This is a genomic window from Paraburkholderia aspalathi (genome assembly GCF_900116445.1).
Classification (GTDB): Bacteria; Pseudomonadota; Gammaproteobacteria; order Burkholderiales; family Burkholderiaceae; genus Paraburkholderia; species Paraburkholderia aspalathi.
In genome coordinates, this window is sequence record NZ_FPBH01000039.1 from 53,386 (window position 1) to 73,599 (window position 20,214).

A 20,214-nucleotide genomic window follows, 5' to 3' on the forward strand; every position below is an offset into this window, starting at 1 on the left:
GCCACCCTTTCTGTAGGCAACTTCTCAACCTGCTTTCCTATTTGCACCAGAACCAACGTGATTACGAACGACTACCCGAATCGCTTGCCAGACTTCATTTCGTGGTCTTCGCAATCCTTATGCTCGTTCACGCGGAGCCAGTTCTTCAAAGTGCCTAGCGCGCTCTAGTGGCGCAACGTCTGGCCGTGGCAAATGCGGATTTTGCGCTGCAGGCCATCGAATGACCGGAACCTTGCTGAATACAATTCAGCTATGCGTATTGATTCGTTGTTTTTATTTTCCTATCAAAACGGATAGGTAAGCGCGGCATCGTTCTTCGATAGAATTAAAAAACACAAATGCCGGCCATAATAACCCGGCAGTACCTCGAGGATTGTCATGTCATCGTCTATTCGACTCCGCACCTCGTTGTTGCATGTGATGGTGCTGATAGCGGGATCGGGGTTCCTCGCAATTTATCCAGAAGTCGGGGCGTGTGTTTGTCCAGTGCCGGATAAGACGCCAGTTACAGTTCCAGTTGATTACGTTACGCCCGCGGATATTAACGTAAATGGGCATGCCAATTCGCCCTGCGCGACATTGCAGCAGGCCGCGAGTTTCGCGTGGCAGGAATTCATCTCTCTGAATTGGCCGGCTGCCACCAGCATTCAGAATAAACCGGCGCGCGACACGCCCGACACGACACGATTTTTCGGCGATTCGTCGTTCACAGGCCCGCTTGTTTGGCACACATTCCGCGGGAAGGTCGAGATATTTCCTGTGAAAAATATGCTGGCCGACAGCGGGAAAAAAGATTACGGCTACGATCAACCGCCTTCGTACAGCTACCAGGGCGCTGGCGTCAACGTCAATCTGCCACCCGGTGCAAAAAATCCTGGTTATCAGACACCGTGGATCAACCTCGATGAAAATAGCCAGATCGGATTGAACAAAATCTACGCCGGTATCGTCTCGAGCATCCCGCAGGATACCAATGCCCAGATACTTTTTATGGCAAAGGCCAATCGGGCCGAATATACGTACGTGACGTCCAACAAGTGGTGGCATCCGCCGCCTGAATTGTTTTCCCGAACCAACGCCTTCGTAAAGGAAAGCAAAGGCGACCCGACGCCGGGATCGAACAACTGCGACAATCAACTGCCGACAGGCCAGTGCGTCAGCTTTCCGAACGGCACGATCGAAGTAAAGGCAGGATGGCGCAAACTGACTGCCGACGAGGCGAAGTCCGGCCGTTTTTATATCACGCAGGTTCGCCATTATGTTTCCCCTGATAACAGCGCTGCCAATATCCTCGCCGTTGACGAGCCAATGGGTCTTGTCGGGCTTCACATCATCCAGAAGACGCCCACTGCGCCGTACTTTATTTATGCGACATTCGAGCAGGCAGACAATATCACCGACGCGAATGGCACGCCCATTGAAGACGTTGACGGCAACTACCGGGTGCTGACCAATACGACGCCAATGACGCCAAATATCGTCTCGCAAAACGCCGGGCCAGGTACGCAGCAACAGTTCACAGTTAAAGGCAGCTATCCAGCTACTCCCGGCAAACAGCTTTATTACCAGAACATTACCGGCAGCGAGCACGGCCTTCCGGACGGCGGAATTATCCTCGTCAATAAACGAATCAACGAAATACCGCGGGAAATAGTCGATGTCAACCAGATTGCGCATAGTGCGATCGCGTTGTATGCCACACAGAAAAAGCTACAGCGAACCCCGGTTTGGATGTACTACAAGCTGGTGAACGTGCAGTACGTGCCCATTACGGGAAAAGTGTCTGGAATCGATGACTATCCGCGCTCGACCTATTATCAGTCCAACAGCGTTATTGAGACCGACTATAACCTGCAAAAATTCAGCGGAGAATTCGTTGACTTCAATGGAAAGCAGTTCAACATCACTGACTTCACGGCGGAAAACGGCGATCTACATAACGTCGCCTATTTCAATACCAGCCACATTGGGGTGGGCGTGAACATGGGCGGCTGCATGGGTTGCCACGGCAATTCACAGGCTGCCGGCGGAGATTTCAGTTTCATCCTGTTCGATGCGCCGGTCCAGGCGCCGGAATGGGACAGCAAGTCACTGAACGACAAATCATTCGCTCGCTTTGCAACGTATTTAAGACGTCCCTGAGACGTCACTGATTGCTGCGCTTCTGCATTCATCTCAGTTTCGAATGCCGTTTGTGATGCAAGCCCAGAGTTCACTTCACTTTTAAATGGAGCGTGTCATGTCACAGGTCAACATTCTGATAGCGGTCAACGTAGCTCAGGCCATTAACACCGGGCGTCTTGGGGACTATGTCTATATGGTGGACGATTCGCTGACGGGAAAATCGTCCGGTGAGGGTGGCGATGAGCTAAGCACGGTCTGCGAGAACGGCGATACGGTCGTGTGGAGAGTCGAGTCCATCGATCCCGATCAGGATGTTTCAATCAATCGCTTCGACGGCGACATCATAGCCATGGGCATGGTCAATCCCGCTCCGTATCCGCAAACGGATAGCGACACTTGGGGCGGGAGAATAAATAGCGTAGGCACCCAAGTCGAGTACCGGATGTATCTGACGCTGAACAAGAATACCGTTCAGAGCTTTGATCCGTTCATCACCGCCACTAACCCAGAGCGGTGAACGACAGCAAAAAAGCCTGAAAACCTGCGACTAAGCGGCTTTCAGGCGACGAGAGACCGCCGCGGCAAAAGCGCCGCGGCAAGAATCCCTTCGAATCAGATAAAGACGGCGCGGCTCTGAATCGCGGCCGGCGCCGACAGGAAAGTCTGCACCGCTTGCGCGTGCGCGCCGTCGAGCAGTTCCCTCATCGCCTTTTGCATTGGGTGGCTGCTGCGGCCGTAGCTGAGCGTCACGCGCCGCGCGTCGTCGGCAGTCAGCCAATACGTGTCGAGTGGCTGCAGGATGTTCCAGCGGCATGCGATCGCGCGGTTGTCATGCACGCCGTACTCGACGATCGACGACACATTGCCAGGCGTTCGCCTGAGCCCCGCGAGATCGGCGACGCAGGTGAAGATGTCGTTGGCCGGAGTTTCCGGGTCGTTGACCCTGAAGCTCCACGCGTCGACCCAGTCGGGTTCGAAAACGGATACGTCGGCTTTGCGTACCGGATTGAACGACGGCAGGTTCACACCGAACGTGGTCTTGAACTTCGGCTCGCCGAACAGTTCGATGCCGGCCTGAATCGCGTTGTCGCTGTCGCACGGCACGAACACGCGATGATTGCCCATCAGCTTGCTCTGCTCGTCGCCCATGACCCATTGCTCGAAGCTCACTTCGGGCAGTAGCGCTGCCTGCGCGGCCGGGTAGGCCACGATGTTCAACTCGAGTTCCTGTGTGACGCCGATGCAACTGGCCGGCCACTGCGCGGCCGGTGCGCCGCGACCGCCGGAAAACTGCGCCGAGTACGCCTGGAAGTTGAACGCAACCGACGCGCGGTCGCCGAACAGCGCAGCCTTGAGCGGCGTCTTCGCAAGGAATGGCTCGACGCGCCGCGCTTCGACCAGGTAGTGGACGACGCAGTTGACGAGCGACGCGTAGTAGAACGGCAATGCGAGCGGCGCGGACACTGAAGGAAGGGTGATCGGCATGGTGATTTCCTGTCAGGAGGGGGGAAGTAACCAAGCGTCAGCGCGCTGCAGACACAGACGGCGGCGCATATTCGAAGGTCGGCGCGGCATGACGGCCTTGCGGGTCATCGGGCAGCGGCGTGTTGACGAGCCGCTGGAACAGGTCCTTCAGCCTGAACATGCAGCCGATGCCTTGCTGCAGGAGCCCCGGCTCTCCGTCGAACGCGCGTTGAATCATGCGCAGGAAATCCCAGTACGCGACGTTGAACGCCGCGGCGCTCTCGTGAAGCTCCGGCGCGTGCCGGAAATCGGCCAGCTTGCAATTCGGCTTGACAGGGATCGCGGCCGACCAGTCGACTTCGAAGGGCGCGCCGCGCGGGCCGGTCTCGACCGTGTCGTTCCATTGATACTGGCGTCCCGCGAGCAGCTCGCTGAAGCGGAAGTAATGCGCGACTTCAGGAAAGCCCTTGAACTGTTCGCGGTTGCCTGTCCAGATTCTGTCGGTGACGCCTTCGCCCTGGTTGCGGATGGTCTCCAGCGCGAGCAGCGCCGACACGATACCGGTAACGGCAAACGCTGCGCCGGCGCCGTCGTAGTAATAGTCTGCAGTGACCTGACGCGACGGATGTCCGCTGAACACGAGCGCTTCGCCGTAGCGTTCGACAAGCGCACGCAGCTTCCCTTCAATGCGCAGATAAAACTCGCCGATGGTCATGCTGCCGTCGGCGGGTTTTGCGGCGAACAGCACGTCGGGCCGAATCGAACTCGGCCGCTCGATCGTACAGCCTTGCTCGACCGCTTCGCGTGAAAAGCCGTACAGATTGACGACGATACCGTCGATGTCGAACGGCAGCGGCGACGGATAGTCCGGCATGAACGCCGCTTCGTCGGTGCGCGGCGTGCCGCCCAACGCATTGATCACGTTCGCGACCAGCGTCAGATGCAGCATTTCTTCCACGGCAACCGAGCGCAACACCTCGAGCGCCTGCCAGCTACTATTCGGCGCGAGCGTATAGAGCGCGGTCAGATACGGCGGAATGGTGGCATGCTCGAGCAGCAGCGCCTGCTGCAGATCGCGCAGCAGATCCGCGCGATCGGCTTCGAAGCTGGTTGATCCGATTGCTTCAGCCAGGTCGCGGAAGCTCCGCGCGAGGGTTGGAATGATTGCATCGAGACCGGGCTGCGGCAGGCTGGGCGGCAGCTCCGAATGCTCAGGGTCATAAGCGCTGCGCGCCTTCGATTCCTTGTAGTCGTCCAGCAGGCGGATTTGTTCGATCAGTTTCATGCGGTGTCTCCCGTGACTAGCTGCGCGTGCCGGCCCAGTGCCGCGTCGATCCGGTCCGCGGCGAGGCAGCTCAACGCGGCGGCGGTCAGCGTGGGGTTGGACGTGCCGCTGGTGGTCATGCTGCCGCAGCCTATCAGGTAGAGGTTTTTGTGATCCCAGCTACGCAGATCGGCGTTGACGACCGATTCGTTCGGATGACTACCCATCCGGTGGCCGCCCATGAAATGACCGGCGCCCTGATAGTTAAAAGGCGTGCCGCCATAGTCGAAATGGGGGTACTGATCGTTATATTTCGTATGGTTCGCTATTCGGCAATGGTGGAATATCCGCTCGACCACCTTGCTTGCCAGGGCGAAACCGCCGCGCGTGTAGTCACTGATGTTGTAGTGGATCACCGGCCTGTGGTTGCCGAGCGCGTCGCGATAGCGGTCGTCGAGCGTAACCTTGTTGCCCGCTTCGGGCAGTTGCTCGACAAGGAACGACAGATGCACCTGTCGCGTCACGCGATCGACCAGTGCGCGCTGCATCTCTCGTCCCCACAGCTTTGCATCGAGGCAGTCCTGGACGTCTTGCGCGGGGGCGCCGGTCGGCCATGCCCATCCGTCGTTTCCGATCTCGATGCGAAACGACGAGTGCCGACCACGAAAACGGCCCCAGCGCAGCCCCTCGATGCCGGAGGTCGCGAGCGGTCCGCGGAACGGCCAGACCTGGCGCGGCAATAACCCCCACGTCAGAAACACCGGGTGGTCCATCAGCCCGACGCCGACGAGGCCGCTGGTGCGCGCGGCGCCCGACGCGAGCAGCAGCTTCGCATTCTCGATGGGTGCCGCGCACAGCGCGACCGCGTCGCCGTGCGCAACGTAGGTCTGATGCTCGGGTTCGCCAGGCTTCGCATAGCTCTTCACACGCACACCGGTAATGCGGCCGGTGTCCGGATCGATCAGCAACTCGCTCGCGACGCATTGGGTGACGAGCGTAACCAGATCGCCCTGGCTCGCAACGAGCGTCTTCATCGCGTTGTACTTTGCCTGTATCGGGCAGATCGGCACGCAACTCGTATTGCCCATGCAGCGATGGCCAACTGCCCGGGAGCTGACCGAACCGACCGGCTGGTAGCCTCTGCCGCCGTCGTAGGCTGCATTCGGCACGCCGTTGCGCCCGGCCGGCGTGGATATCACGCCGAGCGGATGCGCATCGCCGTCGATCTCATAGGTGCGGCCGTTCAGCGATTCGGCCATAGTCTGGTCGACGACACTCTGCGGCAGACCGTGCATCGGGTACACATAGCCATGCGGGAAAAACTGGCCGTGATATGCCTGCTCCTCGACATTCGCCGACACACCTATCTCGCGCTCGGCCTCTTCGTAGTAGCGAGAAAACGTCTCGTATTGCAGCGGCCAGTCCTGCGCGACGTTGTACAGCGAGCGCATCCGGAAATCGTCGGGCAGCATGCGCAATGACGTGCCCAACCAGTGCAGCGTCGTGCCGCCTGTATAGCGCGTATAAGAACTGCGGTAGGGGTGCGGGCCGCGCTGAACGAAATAGCCGTCGCCGGGCTCCTCGTTCTCTCCAATGATGGCGGTTTGCAGTTCGTTCGGCTGCGGCGCGTTCGGGTTGTTCGGATAGGGCGCCTGCGGAATCTTGATCTGCTCCTGATAGAAAGTCTCCAGAAACTGGGTGTAATGCGTGAAGTTCAGGCCCGAGCCGGTGCCCGCCTCCAGCAGGAGCACATGACGCCCGCGCTCGGCCAGACGCCGCGCGAGGATTGCCCCCGAAATGCCCGCGCCGACAATCACGACGTCGTAATGGCGCGCGAGCGCTGTTTGAGCCGCTTCGATTTTCATCTGAATCCCCGGTTTGGAGCCAGGTGGTGCCTGGCGATAGACGCCCGGAGGCGTCCGTAGTGACATGCGCTGTGATGTGTGCCGCGCCGTACGCGATGACGCGCGCAGAGGCGGCTAAGCGTCAGCGCAACGGCGACATGGAAGGCGGCCGGGACCATGCATCCCAGCCCTGTTGCTTCGCCCCCCCCGGATGGGCGCCGATGAGCGGCCACACGAGTGCCTCCTGGTACGCGCGCGACGAAATCACGCGGGTCGTGTCGTTGGGCACGCCGGGGATTGCGTTCCATGTGCCGGTGTACCACGCGTACATCAGGTTCCTGGTTGGCGGGCCGTCCGCCGGGTCGCCGAGCAGCGCTTCGACTCTTTGTGCCTTGTCCGGTCCGCCGGGCGGCAGCGCCGCGAGGCGCTCGCTCCATGCGTCGAATCGCTCTTGCCCAAGCTGCTCGATGAAAAAGTCGCAGAGCGTCGAGCCGATGCCCGTGCCCAGCAGTGTGATCGACGAGAACTCGAGAATTCTGGCGCTGCCTTTCAGGAATATCGAAAGGCGCTGCGCGTTTTTATCGACGGAGTCGGTATTGTGGGAATTCATGTTTTACCTGCCACGAATTGAAATGGAATTGAAATTAGCGCATCACATTTCCACTGGATTTTTTAGAAACGCGAATCCAATATTTCTCGCTGGGTGCCAATTTTTATGCAAAAAACATTTTCTCTTTTTCATTAGCATCGCTTTCAATAATGTATTGAGACTAGGAGTAGGTTTGTACCTGCCAAGGTTGACAGGTATTGCAAGCGGCTTCGCAGCCGTTAATGTTGTTCATTTTCGAACTTCCGAAAAACGATAAATGCTATAAAAAAGAGGGGGATTTTATGTTATTTGCATCCGCGCGTATGTTGCCTGCATCGAAAGCGATGATTTCATTCGGCGTGGCGACTGTAACAGCCGCGATCGTGCTGACTGCGCACGGGCAGACCATTGCGCAGCCGACGGGAAAAAACTGCGATACGCCGACGACCCCGTTTTGCGATGCGCTCATGAAGCCCATCGCAGGCTGGAGCGGGCATATCTTCAAGCTGGCGCAAAACTATCCGTCGACTGCGCCGACCGATGCGCAGCCCTGGCGGAAGCTCAACCCCTACACTGAACCCGGGCAATATCTTCAATCCGTGCTCGAGTACTTCTATGAAGGGAACATCCGCTCCAGCGTCGAAGACAGCTTCGATCCAGCGCTGAATTCCGTCCGCGGCTGGTATAACGCGCCATGGCAGGACCATGGCGTGAACGGCCGGGAATTCGTCCACGGACTGACGCGCGAGCGGACGTCGCTCAGCCAGGAGCTGGATCCGAAGCAGACACTGCAATGGAGCAACTATGCCGTCGGCTTTTACAATGCGCCGGGCGGTGTAACGATCGGCAAGGTCTGGGCGAAGCATGGCGATCCCAACCCCGATCTCGCCGATATGCCAGAGGGAACGGTGGCGGCCAAGCTGCTGTTTACGACGGCACCCGTTGATCAGGTTCCGTATCTGGCAGGTTCGCCCGAATGGCAGGCCTACGTCTACACCGGGGTGGGTGACCCACGCTTGCATCCGCTGAACATACGCTCGATCCAGAAGGTGCGTCTGCTTCAGATTGATATTGCCGTGAAAGACAGCCGTGCGAAAGAAACTGGCTGGATATTCGGCACGTTCATCTATGGCGGCGGTCCGGGACACGCATCGGATCCGGCCGTTACTGGCTGGCGCAATGTCTTTCCCGTGGGTGTGATGTGGGGCAACGATCCTGACTACCCGAGCACCGGTCAGTTGAAGCAGACCTGGCTGAATCCGGACGTCAACATGTCGCACGTCGGATACCAGGGGCGCCTGAACGGCCCCGTCGACAACCCGAATTCATCCTGCATGTCGTGCCACTCGACGGCTGAGCTGCCACAAGGCCAGATGGTGCCTTCAGGCAGCGACGATGTCGCACGATGGTTCCGTAACATTCCATCGGGTGAGCCGTTCGATTCGGGCCGTAAGCCGCTTGACTACTCGCTGCAGCTCGAAGTGGGGTTAGTCAATTTCCTGCAGACACACCCGGATATTTTCCCGACGTCGATGCCGGCGGCACAAGTCAAGCAGGTACACAACGACAAGAACAAACCATTGTCACGCGCGGGCGTTCAGTGACGTCCGGCCACCATTCTTTTCTCCGGAGGTAAAAAATGAGCGAAGCAACAGAGAACGATGCGTCGGATGCAGCTACAAATCAACGATCCGCGATTCGGGCATACAAACTCTACACGGGTCGAGATAATGCATCGCACGTGCTTAAGGGAACGGTAAGTGAGAATTCCCGTACCGATGTCGTGGCCGTGCACTTCAAGGAGACGTCCGCACACGGATCATTCGCCTGGCACAACGCTCCCGAGGCACAGTTCGTTATTACCCTATCGGGGACACTGCAATTCAAAACCCGAGATGGTGAAACTTTTCTGTTGCAAACCGGCGATGTACTTATCGCCGAGGATACTGCCGGCAGCGGTCACGAGTGGAGCATGATAGGCGATCAACCCTGGAAACGGGCCTATGTCGTACTGAAGCCGGGTGCCACGGACTTGTTTATCCCAGACCCTTGCACGGCAGGCGGTTGAATTTCGATGCGAGTGGACGGGGTTCGAGGGACGAAGCAGCCGAGCCGGCGCATCGGACGACAGGGGCTTGCCGGTTTTCAGGTGGGCGATCAGCGGCGTGTTGCCGGGCGCGGTCTCAAGCGTGCAGGGCGTCGGCCGCAGCTGCAGCGACGCCGCGAGCGCCTCCACAGGCCGGTGCGGCATCGGCACCTGCCGCTTCCGCTTGCCCTTGCCCATGACCCGCAGGGTCTAGGTGTCCTCAAGATGGACGCGCCGACCTAGATCTGACCTTGCTAATTTTGAACAGCGTCGTTTTCAACTCGACAACAAGATAGCAACGCAACTTGAGACGGTGGAAGAGTAGATCGATGAAGAACTCGTCACCAGGACAGCGGCTAGTGGCACGTCTTGTCGCTTTACGGCTTGCGAGAACCAGGGATACCGCGAGGAGCCCAGCTATAATTCACTCATTCTCAAAACGCTCCGTCCAACTCCGAACCGATGTCCTCCCGACGAACCAAATCTCGTGGCGGTCGAGTCCGCAAGCCGCTGACAAAGGCGCTGCTGTTGCCGATGGATCGAGCATCAGCAAATGAGCAGTCCCTGGCAAATCACCTTGCACTAGTCGCGTGCCGGAGCGGCCACGGAAACGGGCACCTTGTGAATGAGCTCATGCACGCCGTGTATTTGAGCTGGTTTCTGCAGCGTGCCGGATATGGCAATAATCCAGTCGAGCAATTCAAGATCGCCGAGTGCGCCGTTGAAGCGACTCTGGCACAAGCTCAAGAAACTGGAGGGTGGCAAATACCGTCGGACACAGTCGTCGATTTTGAAGCGCTGCTAGCCCTTTATGACTCGCAACTCGCCAGTGCGCCTCTACACGCGGTACTCGAAGCCGAGCAAAAGCTCAGGACGTTCCTCGGAGGGACATCCGCCTCTCCAATTCCGTTGAGGACCTGACCGCCCTGAACTGGGCCAGTTACTCCTCATTCTGTTCCGGATGCGTCAAGGATCGGTACCGCGGACAGTCTTCAGATGCCGGTCACGGCTAGAGTCATGCCGGCGCCGCATCCACTTTTACTCAAGCCGGAAGGCGCGCGAGTCGTGAATTCTAATCCTGAAGAGAGAGGCCGCAGCCCTGCGAGGAGCACGCTAAATCGATCGACGTAGACGTCGGTGGAATAGGGCCGTGAGATCGATGTGGGAGCCGCAAACGACGTGGACATAGACCAGGTCGTCTGCGACCTGATAAACGACCCACTCAGTTAGCTTGAGCGTCTTTGGTCGGATGCGGATCAGGTACCAGGCGGTCAAGATGTGTAGCCCGGATTCGCCCGACAGGTATTTATTCACGTCTTGAGCGTCAAACGTGAAAGACTCGTGGCCTTCCACAAACCCAAAAAACCGCTCGGCCAGAACGGTATCGACAGTCAAAAAACGGCGAGCTACTGAGTATTCTCGGCCGAAAGAAATCATTTTTATGTCTTCGCCACGTCGAGAACAAGTTGGTGTCGGCGGATTCAAATATTGTTGCTGTTCCGTCAGGGCTTCGGGCGGTCTGACAATATCGAGGTCGCCTCAATGGCAAGTCTGACGCAGGGCAATCCCGAAAAAGCTCGCCATAGCGGAGAATGTTGATTTCTAATACGCAACTAACTGTCTGTCTCGGTTACATAAACGTAAAAACAGAACCGCCTGCAACGCGACGGCCATCCAAAAAATAACGTCGCCAGCGGTTAATCGACAACGGATAACTGTTGAGGCTGAACCGTTGCGGCATGGATGTTTGCGCAGTTTTCGACTTCTGGTAGATTAATCGCTGAGCGGCTCAGTACAAATACAAAGACCGTGAATGATATGTCGAGGTACGTCATGGAACTTCTTGATCGCGCGCCCGCCGTCTCGCCGGACGGACGCGCCGTGGTTTTCATGCTGTCCATCCGCGGCCGCGAAGTCGAGGGCGCAATTGCGCGTGACGCACTCGAAGAGCACTTCTGGCTACCGCGTAGCGCCGACGCGACGCGCACGCTCAAAACATTTGAAAACGGCCGCAACCGCATTGTCGCGGTCGCACAAAGAAAGCTACTTGCGCGGCCCGACGAGCGACTGTCGCTAACCGCCAACGATTTCGTGGCCCGGTACACCGCTGCTGGCTGGGGGTGATTCTCGCGACGAGGACGGTGTAAAATAGATGCAAAATAAAAGCACGATCGTACTTTTATTGATAAATTATGTTATGTAAAGTCATATGCGCCGTCACTGATGACGTCGGTTTGCATAAAACTGTTCCCGTTTCTTGCAGAAATTTGTTGCTAGCCTCTAGGCGCGAAACAGGCGCCGCGTAACACCGCGAGCCCAGCCCCTGTCACCGAACGGGGTACCCTCAACGACAGCGCTCTCGTCGGAATTCAGATCGGCCACGTGCGGGAGGCGTTGGCAAACTTACAAAATTGCCTCAAACGTCCGCCGGAGGAACGATTTTCTCCAAAGCTTCTTGAAGCGAACTTGTTCCCGATGCTTCTGCAAGCCCCGATTCGACTGGACGCGTGTAGGAACGAAATTATGCGAATCGACGTTCGGCTACGCTGGATGTGCGACAATATGCGCATATTTTATGCGCATAGGAGCTGTACATGAATCCCGCACAAATTCGGCAGTCTGGCGAACTGGCACGGAAAGCCAGTCGCAAGCCCACCAACGTGTCGTTACCATCTGACCTACTTGATCGTGCGAAAGAATTGGACGTCAACATCTCACGCGCAAGCGAGCGAGGTCTGCGTGAGGAGGTTCATGAAGCCGAGGCGCGTGTCTGGGCGGCAGAGCACGCAGGTTTCATTACCGAGATGAACGCACGCATCGAACGCGACGGTCTGCCGCTCGACGAACACCGGATGTTCTGATGGCCCGTTTTGACCTGTACAACAACCCGTCATCCAAGTCTAGGGCGAAGTCGCCGTATCTGCTCGACGTGCAGAGCGATCATCTGGGAGATCTGATGTCGCGGGTAGTAATTCCCCTGACACGCGTGGCCGGCAATTACACGTCCGGCAAGGTTGCGCAGGATTTGGCTCCGATCATCGAGATCAGCGGCGAAAAGTTCATACTGGAAACGCCATTTCTAGGCGCGATCAGAACTAGTGAGCTTGGTCCTTCGACCGGAACGCTCAGATCCGAACATCCCCGGGTTCTGGCCGCACTCGATCGTCTGTTCGGCGCTTTCTGACCAATCTCGTTCTCTCGCATGACGAGCGACTAAGGCTGCAGCGGCATCGCCGAATTTCACATTGGCCGCTTAGATGCTATGTGAGAGGGCAGCGACAGAAAGCCCGACTGGAGTAAAACGGGACTTGCACACTCGTTTTCTCCGAAGGAGCACGCAAATGGATACGCCTGACACAGCCCTCCGTGGGCAGAATACGACGGCAGGTGGCCGCCTGTACATGGCTTTTGAACTGGGCGAGAAGAACTGGAAGCTCTCACTGGGTGATGGCCAGCGTGCGCCCAGCCGCTGCACGGTCGCCGCCGGCGATGCCACGGCGGTTTTCACCGCCATCGCCAACGCCAGGGCGCGTCGCCATCTCGGCGCCGACGCACCCGTCTACAGCTGTTATGAAGCAGGCCGCGACGGTTTCTGGCTGCACGGCTGGCTGGCTGAAGGGCATCGTCAATCTCGTGGTGGATTCGGGCAGCATCGAGGTGAACCGCCGTGCGCGTCGTGCCGAGACAGACCGGCTTGACAGCGACAAGCTGCTGTCGATGCTCATGCGCTATTACGCGGGCGAGCGGCGTGTGTGGGCGGTGGCACGCATTCCCACGCCCGAGCAGGAGGACGACCGGCGCCTGCACCGCGAGCTCGAACGCCTGCGCAAAGAGCAGACCGCGCACACCAACCGGATCCGCTCCCTGCTGGTACTGCACAACCTTCGGGTCCGGTCTGTCGGCGGGCACATCTGGACGCACTGGTGGACCCGTCAGCGCGAGTTGCTGGCGCCCGGTCTGCGCGCCGAGATTGACCGCGAATGTGAGCGGCTCGCGCTGGTGCACCAGCCGATCCGCCTGCTCGAAGTGCAGCAGGAGCGGCAGGTGCGCAGCGGCGCACATCCCGGCATGGCGCTGCTCGCACAGCTTGCCGGCATCGGTGCAGGCAGCGCGTGGACGCTCGTCAGGGAACTGTTCAGCTGGCGGCAGTTTCGCAACCGCCGCGAAGTGGCCGGCTGTCTGGGCCTGATGCCCACGCCGTACGCCAGCGGCACCAGCGAGGCTGAACTCGGTATCAGCAAGGCGGGCACCGAAATGCGTCGGCGCCAGGATGCACGGAGCGACGACTGCACGGGGAAAGATCAGTGCAGAATATTCTCGACGGAAATACCTGATGCGATCTATTGTCGCGTTCGGTCAACAGCTTGATCTGTTCCGCCGTTCGCGTCGCGTTCAATCGTTTGCGATCTATCATGGTTTCCGCACTTCGCGGGCGACCATTGGGCTACAGTCGCCCGGAAAGTTTCCCGCTTGGAACCGCATGGGGTAACCGCCTACCGTCCTGATTGCTTATGCCTTCGTCACCGCATCCCGATACTAACGCGCACGCCGAACTCCTGACCTTTCTCGTCGTGTCGCAACTACTTATGCGTCAGGTGGCACGCAGATGGCTGACCGTCGGGCAGGTGGTTGAATCTACGCATCTCTGGCTTCGGTCGCACGGCGACTGTATTGACTGGCTAGAGCGCATCGAACTAGCCGGCCGCGCCCAAGGATTGGCGGAAAGCATGACGCAAATCGAGGGTGTAACCTTCAAAGCTGGAGCCTTGCGGCGGGCTTTCTTAGGTTGTGGACGCCAGGACTACCGCTCTCCCGCAGCAGCCAGGATTTACAGTGTCTGCGTAGACTTCGTTATTGATCGGAATGCCGCTAGAAGCGGGGCGCGCCTTGACTCGCAATACGCACCCTCAGGCCGCTATCACCGCTTCCGGCGCGAACTCCCCAAGACCAGAATATGTGTGATCAACATCGGGCGCGCGAACGCAATCTACGGTTAGTCAGACCGGATGTCCACGAGGTCGCAAGACATTTATGCCTCCAGACACACGGGAATCGTGACATTGCATCGTATAGAGTTCAGAACGGCGAACTGATCTACCGTCGACCACTGGCGTCACGACGTCGCTTGCCACTGTGGTACTGGATTCTGGCGCTTGTCATGGTGCTAATTTGTTTCTTCGATCGCGCCGAAGGCTGACCCGCCCGTGCGCCGTCTACCGTCCCGATTCAAAAAACCATACCGGACGGCTTTGTCAACTTAACTTGTTCGCGTCGCGGTAGCGTGACGAACGGAGCTTTCCTTAAAGCCGAACGGATTTTGGGTAAGCTCGGTGAAACGATGTCACGCGTCAAAACGCTGAGTGATCTGTTTGCGGTAGAGCGAAGCTCGCAGCAAATGTCTCTTGAGCGCGAAGTGCTGCCGGATCGGTCCGAAGTTCGAGAGAAACGCCTGAGTACGCTTTAGGTCGCGAAACCCGCGCAAGCGTCGCTCACGTTCACGCGTAGGTTGATGGCTATTTTCGGCCCGATTGTTCACGCGGGCTGCAGCCTTGACGTACACATGCCTGACGTTTGCCAGCTCGGGGATCCTGGACTTCGCGGCCGGATAACCGCGCAGCTGGTCGGTGACGATCTTGCGCGGCACGGGGCACGAACGAAGCACGCGCCTGAAGAATCGTTCGGCTGCGGCCGTGTCGCGCCGCTTCTGCGGCAGGATATCGAGTTCGGCGCCGTGGTCGTCGACGGCTCGCCACGGCACATAAGCTTCACCGCGCAGCGTCACGAACAACTCATCGAGGTGCCATGTATTGCCCGGGTCTCGTCGGACAGCCTTGACCCAATGCGCGAAGCCGGCGCCGAGTTTATCGCACCAGCGGCGCACGGTCTCATAACTCACTACGATGTCGCGCTCGAACAGCAACTCTTCTATGTCACGCAAGCTCAAATGAAACCGGAAATACCAGCGAACGGCACAACTGATGACCACCGCTGGAAAGAGATGTCCGTGATAGAACGATTTAGATTTTTTCATCTCGAAAATTCTACGCGACCACCTCGGCAACGTGACAAAGCCGCGCGATGCCGTCGGCATTCGCGAGTGCCGGAAGAACGCGATCGATTCCGTGTCCGTATGCGTTCGCTTTGACTACCGCCCAAGCCAGTGATCGCGAATCCAGGTGCTTGACGCGGGAGAGGTTGTGGCTGACTGCGTCGTGATGAATCTGGGCAACGATCGGGCGTGGCATAGGAGGCCTTGAGGGCTTGTTTGGAAACGGAATGGATGCCCGTTGCTAAGACCACTGTAGTGGCCGCCAGCGCTTTCCGCTATCGCGTCGAGCAGAAGCCAGTTTTTGTTAATGTATTGTTTTGATCTTTTGGTTTATTTCTCGACCGTTTTTGCCATCAACCGAAGGCGAACATGCGGATCTCCTGAGTGACTGTCGGTGCTCGATCGTCCAAGACTATGCGATCACCTTTAATCCCGAACGTTTGACCAGTCCTGCCCGGAGGAACCCTTTTTCATGTCGTGTTCGGTCAAGAATGTGACCCCATCCGCCGCGTGCGTCCACCGCCTGCTTTGAGCGACTAAACTCAGCTTCGGTCTTTCGAGGGGCGCTTCTCTCAAGCGAACCCCACCCCTCGATCTTTCAGCCTGTCGCTCCCTCGAGCGGCAGGCTCTTTTTCGTGGACCTCTGCAATATCAGACGGTATGGATGACGTCGAGAACTACCCGTGTGGAAATCGCGCGACGCTTTCGAGGAAAGTATGCAGCTACCGAACGTAGATAATTTCATCAAGGACCGGCAGCACGGCGTCACCTACAACATCTGCGCCTATCGCAACCTCTCACGGCAGGAGATGACGCGCGCGATGCAAGTCTTCATTCAGCAACAGGGCGAGCGTCAACCGAAGCCAGGATCAGTCGTCAAGATCTTTTCACTGGTCGGGCTTGGGGACTAGCAGTCCTCGTGAAACTTCGAAAGCCAATTGATGGACGTCGGCCACGTCCGCAATCGCGCGGGTAATAACACGCAGCGTAATGGCTTCGAAGCACGTGGCATGGCAAGATGCACCGTGCCGGCGACGCCATCTAATCGAACATTGACAGCAAATCGGCCATGCTCGTGTTGGGCAACCGCTTGGCAAGCATGTCCCAGAAGATCACTTCGTGCATCGCGTTGGCGTCTTCGGCCGTCTTCCACGCGCGCGCGCCGACGATAGAATCGGCAGTTTCGCGAGCCGCGGAAACAATAGTCTGAATGTCTTGTTTGTGCATGAACCCGTTAACGGTCGCGTGCAAAGGTTTTTTAGCCCCTTGCGCAATCGTTTGCTAAATATTTTTATCCACCTTTTTATCCACCTCGCCCGCGCCTACACAACGCCTGTGCGGTGACCGAGCTGAACGGAGCGCTTTACATGATACAAGCGTTCCCCGTGTGCAAGGAGGCAGGAAACCCTTCCTTGAAAACCCGGACGAATCGCAGGCAAAGCAACTGGACGATAGAAGACAGCACAAGCCCCAAAAGCCACCATTCGGCGGCTGACGCGGCTCGATAGCATTGATTGATCCGACAGGCGATCGACAGGCTTAAACCCTGCAGCCCGAACGATGCCAAGTGCCCCGAACCCTTCGCTGGGTTCCGCTGTGACTGGAGAGCCGAGTCGGCTCGCGAGGTCTCGCATTGAATTAATGCGCAAGTGATCGTATCCGAGGACGTATCTGGTTGCAGTGTCCTCAAAACATCGACAAGTCCGCCGAACTGCGACGTCGGCGGGCAACGATATGCGTGACACACACCTGCAAGTGCATACCCGGAGCGGCCGAACGTCATGTTACCTGCTTCAGTGTGCTGCACTGCTTTGCGGCGGTTATCGGAAACCTTCTGTCCGAGAAGACCAAACCGCCGGGCGCTGCATCATAGATAGTCTGAGGCACCCATTTTCCCGGCGTCCGCAGCAGGTCTTTGTGATAGCACACGGCACGGCATAGCGAATGTGTCAGATTGGGCAACATAACCCCTAAATGTATCCGTTACAAGATATTTCTATGGCATTGATCAATTCACCAGTATTGGGCAATAGTTATCAGAAGCGCATATAAATGAATAAATATTCTCGCTATACATTCCGTCTCAGTTTTGTCGCGATTTGCCTTTCCAAACCATATCGGGTTCGCGGCCGGTAGAATCGGAAGCCCAGCACGGCTATTCGCCGGCCCACCACTCAGTGTCCCCAACGGCCAATGTGTTGGCTAATTCGGCCATGTAATACTGACAACAGAATCAAATCGATAGCATGCGCCAATAAGAAAAAAAACAGAGTCTTGGGGAGAAGACTTTGCAGACCACATATTTCCGGGGAAAAACAAATGGACTTGGTAGAGACTCTGCCGCATAGCTCGCGGCAAAGTGCGGTGCCGATGCAAACGAGCGCGCTGACTCGCGTCGACATCGCACTGTTCAATGGCTTTGCACTGCCTACGGTCGCAGCAATCATCGAGATCTTCCAGAAGGCAAACTCGCTCACCGCCGAGCAGCGATCGGGCCGCGTCCGCTATGACGTCTCGCTGCTTTCCGCCGCGGGTGGGCGTATCGCCAGTTCGTCATCGGTATTTGTCTGGACCGACGACGTCCAGTCGCACCGAGGCACGAACGAGACACACCTGTTGTTCGTTGCCGGCGGTGCGGGCGCACAGCAGGCATGCCGCGACGAGCGCTTGAGCAGCTGGCTGCGCCGCCGGCATCCAGTCAGCGAGATCGTGCATCCGATCGCGGAAGGCCAACTGCTGCTGCAAGCAGCCGGGCTGCCTAGTCGCTACTGCCCGCTTCTCTATGACGGTAGCGAAGTGCAAGGCCTTCCTCCGGCGCGGTCGCTGACAGAACCGCCTGGTGCCGCATCCACGGCGCTACGCATCGTCGAAGAGGATCTCGGCGCCGAACTGGCACAGCAAGTCGCTGAATCGATCGCCCCGCGACCCACCACACCTTTCAGCTCGGCAGGCACGTTTGGCCTGACGCCACAGGTCAGTGAGAAGATCCTGGCGTCGGCGCGCTGGCTGGATGCGAACGTCGATCGCCCCATCTCAATCGACGATGCTGCGCAAGTTGCGGCGATGAGCGAGCGCAACTTCCTGCGCCGCTTCAAGAACGAGATCGGCATGACGCCCTCCGACTATCTGCTTCGCGCACGTTTGAACATGAGTTGCCGAATGCTTGTTGAGTCGCGTTTGCCGATCGACAAGATCGCGCGCCGCTGCGGCATCGGCAGCGGCGGGCAATTGTCGAAGCTCTTCAGGAAATATCTGGCGACGACACCGACGGACTATCGGATGCGCAACGCAGTGGCACCGTAGAAGGCTTGCGAAGAGCGGCGCATGGATACCCGCCGCCGATTTACGGGCGATGACGCTTGACTATATCGGCCATCATTGTGGTTCTTTCAGCCGCGCTTTCACTGCGCGAGTCCGGCTTCGGTAATATCAAAACCAGTCAATTCGTTCTTCGATCCTGAAGAACGATTGTCCCAAGCGGTCGGCCGTCCGATGGCAACGTTCGAATCGGCGGCTCTCAATTTCAGGCCGGCTAATCTACCGGGTGCACAGGGAGTTATGGGCGAGTTTATTCCAGAGTATCTGGTCCGCGAACAGGCAGCTGTGGGTGCGCTCGTGTTGTTCGGCATTTTGCGCATCGTTGCCGCTGCTATCGCCTTTGAGAAGAGCTGGCGCATATCGATCGTGCAAGGTTATTGCATTGCGATTGCGACGCTCTACTGCCTGCCTCAGCTATTCGATCTGTTCACGCAGCTGTATGGAATGCAGGCCGCGGTTGCGGCCGCAGAGCTCGAGGGCAAGGCAGCGGGCGCTGCGATGGCACTCTTTTTCGCGCCCATTCTGAGTCACAAGCTCGGCTACGAATAGTTGTCGAGCGATTTCGTATCGGGCAAAGATTCTTCGGTTAGCGCCCGGTCCAGGTCCGTTGGGAACCTGGACCAAGCCGACAGTCCGATTTCCTGCTTCCGCACGTGAAAGCTATTTCGTTGCGGTTCCAGTGCCGCCGGTGCCACCCGTTCCGCCGGTTGTTCCACCTCCGTTGCCCCCACCCGAAATCGGTGCCGCCGCCCCCGCCGCCGCCGCAGCGGCTGTCAGCGACGCCGCCGGCTGACCATTCGCGGTAATCGCGCCAGCCGTCTGCAAAGCGTCCAGATCCGCGTCCGCGCCGGGCTGCCCTGGCGTGAACGAAACCGTCAAGAACGACGATGACGAAAGCGTTATCCCATACTGGGTCTTGAGCAACTGGGCGACTGCCGCCTCTGCGTTCGCGATTACCGTGCTGTTGGACAGCGCACTCTGAAACGCTGTGTTGCTCGAGATTCCCGACAGCAATCCGCTAACGGTGGTTCCAAGCTGCCCGGCCAGATAGCTCAAAAGCAATTCGGTCAAGGGCGTCACGTTGTAAGTGCCCGCGCTGACCGCAAACGAATGGATCGTGATCGCGCCGCCGGATGCAGTGATCGCACACGGTCCGTCAAACTTGAAGGTCGCCGAATACGCACCGCTGGAATTAGCCGTCGCGCTGCCTGAACCGTTCTTGCAGGTCAGTACGATGCTTGCGTTTGCCATTGCCGCGCCTACTGCGGCTGTGCCGCTCACCGTCGCGCCCGGTGAACTACCGCTATCGGTTCCACCACCGCATGCGACCAGCGCACTGGTCGCAAGCACTATCGATCCGAACTGCAGCGCGCGCTGCGTAGCGCCGTTTAGAAGCTTCATCGCCTATCTCCAAAGAAAGTCATTCACAATTGACCGGCACCAGTGCCCGTCCGTCGCTTACACCCTGCAAACCGT

19 protein-coding genes and 4 pseudogenes are annotated in these 20,214 nt (G+C 58.1%); 13 read left to right on the plus strand and 10 right to left on the minus strand.

Features of this window, described 5'->3' with window-relative positions:
- Positions 1–56 precede the first annotated feature (56 nt).
- The 3 genes and pseudogenes from BM438_RS46445 to BM438_RS38540 form a co-directional block, all read left to right on the plus strand.
- Positions 57–158 (plus strand): annotated as a pseudogene (locus BM438_RS46445) (IS5/IS1182 family transposase); the annotation flags it as partial.
- 220 nt (positions 159–378) lie between these two features.
- Positions 379–2,142, plus strand: coding sequence for a RagB/SusD family nutrient uptake outer membrane protein (locus tag BM438_RS38535; protein ID WP_143131832.1), 1,764 nt, complete (start codon positions 379–381; stop codon positions 2,140–2,142).
- 97 nt (positions 2,143–2,239) lie between these two features.
- Positions 2,240–2,641, plus strand: coding sequence for a hypothetical protein (locus tag BM438_RS38540; RefSeq protein WP_093645537.1), 402 nt, complete (start codon positions 2,240–2,242; stop codon positions 2,639–2,641).
- 95 nt (positions 2,642–2,736) lie between these two features.
- On the opposite strand, the gene BM438_RS38545 is transcribed toward BM438_RS38540, so the two are convergent.
- The 4 genes from BM438_RS38545 to BM438_RS38560 all read right to left on the minus strand — a co-directional run bounded on the left by BM438_RS38545 (position 2,737) and on the right by BM438_RS38560 (position 7,306).
- Complete coding sequence (locus BM438_RS38545; protein ID WP_093645540.1) at positions 2,737–3,609, minus strand: acetoacetate decarboxylase family protein; 873 nt, start codon at positions 3,607–3,609, stop codon at positions 2,737–2,739.
- A 37-nt stretch (positions 3,610–3,646) separates the two neighbouring features.
- Entirely contained in the window at positions 3,647–4,873 is a 1,227-nt protein-coding gene (locus BM438_RS38550) for a ferritin-like domain-containing protein (RefSeq protein WP_093645543.1), read from the minus strand.
- Positions 4,870–6,717 (minus strand): GMC family oxidoreductase, encoded by a 1,848-nt coding sequence (locus BM438_RS38555; protein WP_093645546.1) that lies wholly within the window; start codon positions 6,715–6,717, stop codon positions 4,870–4,872. Before BM438_RS38555 ends, BM438_RS38550 begins: the two co-directional genes overlap by 4 nt.
- Before the next feature lie 121 nt (positions 6,718–6,838).
- Positions 6,839–7,306 (minus strand): hypothetical protein, encoded by a 468-nt coding sequence (locus BM438_RS38560; RefSeq protein WP_093645549.1) that lies wholly within the window; start codon positions 7,304–7,306, stop codon positions 6,839–6,841.
- Positions 7,307–7,527: 221 nt separating this feature from the next.
- Between BM438_RS38560 and BM438_RS38565 the strand changes: the two genes are divergently transcribed.
- Positions 7,528–8,889, plus strand: a complete 1,362-nt coding sequence (locus BM438_RS38565; protein WP_093645552.1) for a hypothetical protein — start codon at positions 7,528–7,530, stop codon at positions 8,887–8,889.
- 35 nt (positions 8,890–8,924) lie between these two features.
- The gene (locus tag BM438_RS45085; RefSeq protein ID WP_143131833.1) at positions 8,925–9,353 is read left to right on the plus strand and encodes a cupin domain-containing protein; all 429 of its coding nucleotides are present in this window, start codon (positions 8,925–8,927) and stop codon (positions 9,351–9,353) included.
- Between the two features lie 277 nt (positions 9,354–9,630).
- Here BM438_RS45085 and BM438_RS47105 read toward each other — a convergent pair.
- Positions 9,631–9,717, minus strand: a pseudogene (locus BM438_RS47105) (PDDEXK nuclease domain-containing protein); the annotation flags it as partial.
- Between the two features lie 275 nt (positions 9,718–9,992).
- On the opposite strand from BM438_RS47105, the gene BM438_RS38575 reads away from it, so the two are divergent.
- Complete coding sequence (locus BM438_RS38575) at positions 9,993–10,292, plus strand: hypothetical protein (protein WP_244179546.1); 300 nt, start codon at positions 9,993–9,995, stop codon at positions 10,290–10,292.
- Positions 10,293–10,484: 192 nt separating this feature from the next.
- Here BM438_RS38575 and BM438_RS38580 read toward each other — a convergent pair whose 3' ends face one another.
- On the minus strand, positions 10,485–10,808 hold the full coding sequence (locus tag BM438_RS38580; protein WP_093645558.1) for a hypothetical protein: 324 nt from the start codon (positions 10,806–10,808) through the stop codon (positions 10,485–10,487).
- A gap of 396 nt (positions 10,809–11,204) precedes the next feature.
- Here BM438_RS38580 and BM438_RS38585 point away from each other — a divergent pair, with 396 nt between their 5' ends.
- From BM438_RS38585 to BM438_RS38600, 4 genes and pseudogenes are all read left to right on the plus strand, one after another.
- Positions 11,205–11,495 (plus strand): DUF1488 family protein, encoded by a 291-nt coding sequence (locus BM438_RS38585; RefSeq protein ID WP_093645561.1) that lies wholly within the window; start codon positions 11,205–11,207, stop codon positions 11,493–11,495.
- A gap of 470 nt (positions 11,496–11,965) precedes the next feature.
- Positions 11,966–12,232 carry a type II toxin-antitoxin system CcdA family antitoxin gene (locus tag BM438_RS38590; protein ID WP_093645564.1) on the plus strand — a complete coding sequence of 89 codons (267 nt, stop codon included), beginning with the start codon at positions 11,966–11,968 and terminating at the stop codon, positions 12,230–12,232.
- Positions 12,232–12,555, plus strand: a complete 324-nt coding sequence (locus tag BM438_RS38595) for a CcdB family protein (RefSeq protein ID WP_093645567.1) — start codon at positions 12,232–12,234, stop codon at positions 12,553–12,555. Before BM438_RS38590 ends, BM438_RS38595 begins: the two co-directional genes overlap by 1 nt.
- A gap of 157 nt (positions 12,556–12,712) precedes the next feature.
- Positions 12,713–13,634: pseudogene (locus BM438_RS38600) on the plus strand (transposase); the annotation flags it as partial.
- A gap of 1,078 nt (positions 13,635–14,712) precedes the next feature.
- Here BM438_RS38600 and BM438_RS38610 read toward each other — a convergent pair.
- Positions 14,713–15,402 (minus strand): IS6 family transposase, encoded by a 690-nt coding sequence (locus tag BM438_RS38610; RefSeq protein WP_093645572.1) that lies wholly within the window; start codon positions 15,400–15,402, stop codon positions 14,713–14,715.
- A gap of 37 nt (positions 15,403–15,439) precedes the next feature.
- Positions 15,440–15,616: pseudogene (locus BM438_RS38615) on the minus strand (alanine racemase); the annotation flags it as partial.
- Positions 15,617–16,136: 520 nt separating this feature from the next.
- Between BM438_RS38615 and BM438_RS38620 the strand changes: the two are divergent.
- Positions 16,137–16,331, plus strand: coding sequence for a hypothetical protein (locus tag BM438_RS38620; protein WP_093645593.1), 195 nt, complete (start codon positions 16,137–16,139; stop codon positions 16,329–16,331).
- A 130-nt stretch (positions 16,332–16,461) separates the two neighbouring features.
- Here BM438_RS38620 and BM438_RS38625 read toward each other — a convergent pair whose 3' ends face one another.
- The gene (locus BM438_RS38625; RefSeq protein WP_093645577.1) at positions 16,462–16,647 is read right to left on the minus strand and encodes a hypothetical protein; all 186 of its coding nucleotides are present in this window, start codon (positions 16,645–16,647) and stop codon (positions 16,462–16,464) included.
- A 1,092-nt stretch (positions 16,648–17,739) separates the two neighbouring features.
- Here BM438_RS38625 and BM438_RS38630 point away from each other — a divergent pair.
- Both BM438_RS38630 and BM438_RS38635 read left to right on the plus strand, forming a co-directional pair.
- Positions 17,740–18,723: a GlxA family transcriptional regulator gene (locus BM438_RS38630; RefSeq protein ID WP_093645579.1), complete on the plus strand. Its 984-nt coding sequence runs from the start codon at positions 17,740–17,742 to the stop codon at positions 18,721–18,723.
- 255 nt (positions 18,724–18,978) lie between these two features.
- Positions 18,979–19,287 carry a hypothetical protein gene (locus BM438_RS38635; protein ID WP_093645582.1) on the plus strand — a complete coding sequence of 103 codons (309 nt, stop codon included), beginning with the start codon at positions 18,979–18,981 and terminating at the stop codon, positions 19,285–19,287.
- 111 nt (positions 19,288–19,398) lie between these two features.
- Here BM438_RS38635 and BM438_RS38640 read toward each other — a convergent pair whose 3' ends face one another.
- Positions 19,399–20,139, minus strand: a complete 741-nt coding sequence (locus BM438_RS38640; protein ID WP_093645586.1) for a hypothetical protein — start codon at positions 20,137–20,139, stop codon at positions 19,399–19,401.
- Positions 20,140–20,214: the final 75 nt, after the last annotated feature.

Coding starts and splice junctions, on each gene's coding strand:
- BM438_RS38580 (WP_093645558.1), bottom strand. CDS start 10,808: ATGATTTCTTTCGGCCGAGAATACTCAGTAGCTCGCCGTTTTTTGACT.
- BM438_RS38610 (WP_093645572.1), bottom strand. CDS start 15,402: ATGAAAAAATCTAAATCGTTCTATCACGGACATCTCTTTCCAGCGGTG.
- BM438_RS38620 (WP_093645593.1), top strand. CDS start 16,137: ATGCAGCTACCGAACGTAGATAATTTCATCAAGGACCGGCAGCACGGC.
- BM438_RS38565 (WP_093645552.1), top strand. CDS start 7,528: ATGTTGTTCATTTTCGAACTTCCGAAAAACGATAAATGCTATAAAAAA.
- BM438_RS38640 (WP_093645586.1), bottom strand. CDS start 20,139: ATGAAGCTTCTAAACGGCGCTACGCAGCGCGCGCTGCAGTTCGGATCG.
- BM438_RS38550 (WP_093645543.1), bottom strand. CDS start 4,873: ATGAAACTGATCGAACAAATCCGCCTGCTGGACGACTACAAGGAATCG.
- BM438_RS38625 (WP_093645577.1), bottom strand. CDS start 16,647: ATGCACAAACAAGACATTCAGACTATTGTTTCCGCGGCTCGCGAAACT.
- BM438_RS38540 (WP_093645537.1), top strand. CDS start 2,240: ATGTCACAGGTCAACATTCTGATAGCGGTCAACGTAGCTCAGGCCATT.
- BM438_RS38595 (WP_093645567.1), top strand. CDS start 12,232: ATGGCCCGTTTTGACCTGTACAACAACCCGTCATCCAAGTCTAGGGCG.
- BM438_RS45085 (WP_143131833.1), top strand. CDS start 8,925: ATGAGCGAAGCAACAGAGAACGATGCGTCGGATGCAGCTACAAATCAA.
- BM438_RS38545 (WP_093645540.1), bottom strand. CDS start 3,609: ATGCCGATCACCCTTCCTTCAGTGTCCGCGCCGCTCGCATTGCCGTTC.
- BM438_RS38585 (WP_093645561.1), top strand. CDS start 11,205: ATGGAACTTCTTGATCGCGCGCCCGCCGTCTCGCCGGACGGACGCGCC.
- BM438_RS38535 (WP_143131832.1), top strand. CDS start 379: ATGTCATCGTCTATTCGACTCCGCACCTCGTTGTTGCATGTGATGGTG.
- BM438_RS38630 (WP_093645579.1), top strand. CDS start 17,740: ATGGACTTGGTAGAGACTCTGCCGCATAGCTCGCGGCAAAGTGCGGTG.
- BM438_RS38555 (WP_093645546.1), bottom strand. CDS start 6,717: ATGAAAATCGAAGCGGCTCAAACAGCGCTCGCGCGCCATTACGACGTC.
- BM438_RS38560 (WP_093645549.1), bottom strand. CDS start 7,306: ATGAATTCCCACAATACCGACTCCGTCGATAAAAACGCGCAGCGCCTT.
- BM438_RS38635 (WP_093645582.1), top strand. CDS start 18,979: ATGGGCGAGTTTATTCCAGAGTATCTGGTCCGCGAACAGGCAGCTGTG.
- BM438_RS38590 (WP_093645564.1), top strand. CDS start 11,966: ATGAATCCCGCACAAATTCGGCAGTCTGGCGAACTGGCACGGAAAGCC.